The following is a 1,531-nucleotide window of genomic DNA, read 5'->3' as shown; positions in this document are numbered from 1 at the left end:
CCAACCGTCTTTTGAAATGAATAACTTGTCGGCTAATTCAGAAAAAGAATCCATTATTATAGCTTTGACATTATAATAGCCAAAAAAATTATTCTGACTTTGTTCCATTAAAGCTTGTATATCATCTCTTATAGTGTATGGCTTTAAGAAATTTGCTTTAACTGTATAGTTTTCATTTTTGCTACATTCTAATATATAGTCTATTCTTGATTTATGGTGATTTTTCACAGCAAATGTTTCGGTTTCTAACTTATTCAACACAAAATCACCAAAATGTGATGTTCTGGATAGAATGACAGGTTTTAAGTTACCTAATGGTTCATCTAAAATTTGTTCCGGTATTATTTTATTATCTAAACCCGTATATATGTTTAACCATTCCTTAAACGATAGTTCTTCCAAAGAATAAGGGGTATATTTGATCCAACGATGTTCTTTATTTGTATATTTGGGCCAACATAAATCTAAGCTTTCTTTATCAATTACACAAAAATGTTTTGAGTATGATTGCCAGCTATCTTGCAATGTAAAACTAAGATTCTTGCCTACTGCTTGTAAAAATTCACATGTAAAGTAAACCTCTACTAATTTACTTTTACAGTAATTCCTCAAGGAAGTTGTATAGAACGCATCGTTCTTATCAAAATTACGATTATCCTCTTTCACACTCCAAAATAGTAAAACATCATCAATATGTCCAAATAGGAACATATCAGAAAGCCCATAAAGTCTGTATTTAAAAGTATTTGCTGAACAAGTAATTAAACGTTGTTTCTGAACTTGAATCTCACTTGATAAAGGAAATATTTTCAAAAGATTAAACAAAAACTCTTTAATATTTGAAGCATACATTCTCTGATCAGTTCTTGCTTTTATTGCGTATTCACATCCAATCTCTTTTGCTTTTCTAATACCAGCTATTGAAGATTTAATCTGATAGTTTACATTAGAGATACCTGCAAACTCAGGGGGATCATTCAAAATAACTGTTGCTCCGGCTTCTTTTATTTTTTCAATATAATCAAGATTTTCTGTTTTCCAGGTTGATACAATAATTTCTGTATTTTCAAATGTTTTTTTATATAGTTTAACAGTTTCCAATGTGAAATTATCCTCTTTCATAAGAGGTCCTTGCATTACAAGTCCAAGTTTTGGTGAATTTTTGAGTATATCAGATTGAAATCTATATTCAGAAGAATTAATTGGCCTTTTGTGATAAGTTAAAAAATTTTCCGAATGTTTAAGCGGGATATTTTTATCTAGTAAAAAGTTTAATAATTTATTTAAAATTTTATCCAGCATCTTTTATCCTTATTTGCTCTATAGTTTTAAATATTATTTTCGCCTTCGTATTTATCATTATTTGCACCAGGCAGCTTAACTACTACATTCTTTGTATTATCTTCCAAGCACTCAAAATCAGTTGCCTCATTTGGCTCCATTATTATAATATCTCCTGCTTTATATTCAACACCATTCATTTTGACTTTGCCTGAGATTATAACCGTTATTTCTGTTGCGATTTTATGAT

The 1,531-nt window shown here is 29.3% G+C and carries 1 protein-coding gene and 1 pseudogene (1 of these 2 running past the window's edge); both read right to left on the bottom strand.

Features of this window, described 5'->3' with window-relative positions; genetic code table 11:
* Positions 1 to 1,302: hypothetical protein (locus A2255_00415; GenBank protein ID OGI18110.1), on the bottom strand; the 1,302-nt coding region annotated here is incomplete at its 3' end.
* 26 nt (positions 1,303 to 1,328) lie between these two features.
* Positions 1,329 to 1,531, bottom strand: a pseudogene (locus A2255_00410) (hypothetical protein) (it continues 133 nt past the right edge of the window).

The sequence above is a fragment of the Candidatus Melainabacteria bacterium RIFOXYA2_FULL_32_9 genome (assembly GCA_001784615.1).
In the GTDB taxonomy this organism is placed as follows: Bacteria; Cyanobacteriota; Vampirovibrionia; order Gastranaerophilales; family UBA9579; genus UBA9579.
The sequence above is the reverse complement of the archived record's forward strand: the minus strand, read 5'-3'. Positions and strand labels throughout refer to the sequence as shown.